Here is a 3,307-nt window from a genome sequence, read left to right as displayed (position 1 = left end):
CTGACGAAGAACAGGAGCGAAAAGGACCAAAAAATCGCCCAAAGCACACACGAAAACGGATACATCAAGCCAAGAAAAACTTTTTGGAGAAATTCAAAACAGCTTCTATGATTCGCGATATTTGTGCCCTTGGTGCCGGCGGGATGTTTTTCATGCTGTTATCGGTTATGAAAATGTGATAAAACCATGCAGGATGAGGGGGAGTTTCACTTTTTCTCCTTATCTTTGTGCATTACCAAGGAAAAAGAATATGTTTATGAACATACGGATTTTATGTTGTTGTATGCTGGTGGCATGGGGATTTGCATCGTGTGTGTCTGTGCAGACCCTTTCGTTCGACCAGCTATGTCCGGCAGAAGTCAGCTTGCCGGGACAGGTTGAATCGGTTGCAGTAGTCAATAATATGCCTTCGATACCGCAGGCAAAGAGTAGTGTGGCTACACTGGGCAGCTTAAACGGTGACGGAAAGCAGACGGCGGAAGCATTTGCCGCTGCATTGGCCGATTCCAGATATTTCAATCAGGTGATAATATGCGATTCGGCACTGAATGACAAGGCTGCTTCGGATAATGCCGAAATCCGTCCGTTGTCGAAGGAGGAAGTGGGCAGATTGACCCGGGAACTGGGTGTGGATATGCTTTTTTCATTAGACCGTGTGTTTGTGCAGAACGTTAAGCGGGAAGTGATGTATCCGGGACTGATTGAGCCTTGGCCTGTTGTGCTGACACAGGTCACTCCGGTATTGAGCATTTATTCGCCGGTGCGCGAACGGCCGCTCCGTGTGGTGGCTCCGGTAGACAGTCTGGACTGGGATCTGGACCAGATGCCTTCCGATAAAGTCTTGCTGAAATATGTGGCAGATTTCTCGGCACACTTGCTGGCACGTCAGGTTGCACCTTATTGGGAGCGTACCGACCGGGTTTATTTTGCCGGAGGGTGTGTGGAAATGCGCGATGCGGCGGTATGTGTCAATGAAGGTGACTGGGAAGGAGCCAAAGCGTTGTGGCATTCGCTTTACGGGAAGCGCAAATCGGGTAAAGTGAAAGGGCGTGCTGCTATCAATTTGGCTTTAGCCTCTGAAATGTTGGGTAAGCTGGATGAAGCAAGGAAATGGCTGGATGATGCAAAGAAGTATGTCGGATCCGGCTCGGAAGAGGAGCAGGTATGGAAGTTCTCGGCTCTGCAACTGGAGAAACGGATGCGGCAGTTCCCTCATCTGAATATCCAAATGGGGCGTTTTGGAAACAATTTGTCGGAATAAAATTGTTGTTATTGAATTTTTTTGTACATTTGGTCAAGATAATAACGTAGATATGATGGATATTAGTGAACAGTCGCATAAGGCTATTGCTTCGGCTCTGAAAGAAGCTATCGGGAGATATCGTGGTAACGGCGAGGAATCGGTGCTGACAGACATACATTTGCATCCGGGACAGGAGAATGGAGAGTTGGTGATTTATGACGATGATGATGAAGTGCTGGCACGTACGGTCATTACCGAATGGGTGAATTATGAAGGAGACGATTTCTATACGGAAATAGAACCTCTGCTTCGTGCTGAAGTGACGGCATTGAAGGAACAGGGATTGCTGGACAAGCTTTCGCTGATGAAGCCGTATTCGTTTGTGCTGGTGGATGACGAGAAGGAGACTGTAGCAGACCTGTTGCTGATGGATGACAATGAAACCTTGTTCTTAAACGATGAATTGCTGAAAGGACTGGATGAGGAACTGGACGCATTTTTGAAAGACTTGTTGGAAAAATAAGGTGTGGATGAAGTACGTTGTTCTTCATTGGCTTACGCCGAACGTTGTTTCTTAATTTTTCATTCTTCATTACTAAAAGGCTTATGGGAGAGCGCATTTCATTTCGCAGAAACGAGCGGTTGCGCACGGTCAATCCACATTGGCGTGGCAATCCTACAGCAGGGGGAAAGTTTTTTAACCGCCAGCACCGTTGGCGGCCGGGGATGGGGAGTGTATTGAAATGGCGCCTGTCTCCCAATCCGCAACGGAAAGAAAAACGCACCATCAAATGGGATCCGAAAGTGCATTTCCTTCGTTCGCTGGACGCCGTAGTGGGCAATTCGTTGATTTGGCTGGGACATAATTCTTTCTTTCTCCAGTTGGGGGGCAAGCGGTTTATGATAGACCCGGTGTATGGAAGCATTCCTTTCGTGAAACGCCGGAGCCCGTTTCCCGCCAATGTATCTGTTTTTAAGGACATCGACTATTTGCTTATCAGCCACGACCATTTCGACCATTTGGACAAGCCGAGTGTGGCACGCTTGTTTGCCGATAATCCGCAGATGAAGTTGTTTTGCGGCATTAATACAGGTACGTTGATTCAGAGTTGGTTCCCGGCAATGGAAGTGATAGAAGCTGCCTGGTATCAGCAATATGAGGCAGACGGGGTGCGGCTCACTTTCCTGCCTGCCCAGCATTGGAGCAAACGGGGCGTGAATGATGGGGGAATGAGGCTTTGGGGGGCTTTTATGATAGAAGCGGGCGGAATTACTATTTACAACAGTGGAGATACCGGTTATGCGCAACATTTTCAAGAATTGCCCGACATGTTTCCGCATATCGATTATTGCATGATCGGCATCGGTGCCTACAAGCCTCGCTGGTTTATGAAACCGAACCACATTTCTCCGTACGATGCGTTGACGGCTTCTGCCGAGATGCATGCCTGCATGACTATCCCGATGCATTACGGTACGTTCGACCTCTCGGACGAACCTTTGTTTGACCCTCCCCATGTGTTTAAGGCGGAAGCAAAGAAGCGTAACATGCCCGTCATTGTTCCCGAACTGGGGGAGATTGTCAAGCTGAAGCCTTTGCGGTAAATCTATGTATTAAGCAAGTGTGCAAAATGAAATAATATTATCAGAAACACAGATTTTCGCAGATTCTTTTGATTTACTATTTTTCGATTTACGAAGTACGATTTAATGCTCAAATAGTAGATAGTAAATTGTCAAATCGTAAAATTAAATATAGCTTCGTCTGGTGTAAGATTAATAATCTTGCAGCTTGAAGATTAATAATCTTACACCAGATGAACTTATATGTAACTAAAAATATGAATGCCTTCATTTTACCCAATTTGCCTACAGGGGCTGTTTGCTTTTCTTTTGCCATTCCTATCAAGATACCGGCTTTGTGCCAGTAGGGTATTCATGTTTTTCCACGAAGACTTAGAAGCTGTTTTGAATTTCTCCAAAAAGTTTTTCTTGGCTTGATGTATCCGTTTTCGTGTGTGCTTTGGGCGATTTTTTGGTCCTTTCCGCTCCTGTTCTTCGTCA

At 46.4% G+C, this 3,307-nt stretch carries 4 protein-coding genes; 3 read left to right on the top strand and 1 reads right to left on the bottom strand.

From position 1 onward, the window contains the following. The first annotated feature begins 256 nt into the window (after positions 1-256). The 3 genes from B5F78_RS16210 (at position 257) to B5F78_RS16200 (ending at position 2,848) form a co-directional block, all read left to right on the top strand. The gene (locus tag B5F78_RS16210) at positions 257-1,261 is read left to right on the top strand and encodes a DUF6340 family protein (RefSeq protein WP_022040523.1); all 1,005 of its coding nucleotides are present in this window, start codon (positions 257-259) and stop codon (positions 1,259-1,261) included. Between the two features lie 55 nt (positions 1,262-1,316). Beyond that, a complete protein-coding gene (locus B5F78_RS16205; RefSeq protein WP_087407226.1) occupies positions 1,317-1,766 on the top strand; it encodes a hypothetical protein in 450 nt (149 codons plus the stop codon). Positions 1,767-1,849: 83 nt separating this feature from the next. Beyond that, the gene (locus B5F78_RS16200; protein WP_087250848.1) at positions 1,850-2,848 is read left to right on the top strand and encodes an MBL fold metallo-hydrolase; all 999 of its coding nucleotides are present in this window, start codon (positions 1,850-1,852) and stop codon (positions 2,846-2,848) included. A 251-nt stretch (positions 2,849-3,099) separates the two neighbouring features. Here B5F78_RS16200 and B5F78_RS17455 read toward each other — a convergent pair. Next, positions 3,100-3,307, bottom strand: a 208-nt coding sequence (locus B5F78_RS17455) for a hypothetical protein (RefSeq protein ID WP_162608584.1), incomplete at its 5' end; no start/stop codon positions are given.

The sequence above is a fragment of the Bacteroides sp. An279 genome (genome assembly GCF_002159615.1).
GTDB classification, from domain to species: domain Bacteria; phylum Bacteroidota; class Bacteroidia; order Bacteroidales; family Bacteroidaceae; genus Phocaeicola; species Phocaeicola intestinalis.
The sequence above is the reverse complement of the archived record's forward strand: the minus strand, read 5'-3'. Positions and strand labels throughout refer to the sequence as shown.

Bases quoted from the DNA above. Each gene is read 5' to 3' on its own strand.
- B5F78_RS16205 (WP_087407226.1), top strand. From the start codon at position 1,317: ATGGATATTAGTGAACAGTCGCATAAGGCTATTGCTTCGGCTCTGAAA.
- B5F78_RS16210 (WP_022040523.1), top strand. From the start codon at position 257: ATGAACATACGGATTTTATGTTGTTGTATGCTGGTGGCATGGGGATTT.
- B5F78_RS16200 (WP_087250848.1), top strand. From the start codon at position 1,850: ATGGGAGAGCGCATTTCATTTCGCAGAAACGAGCGGTTGCGCACGGTC.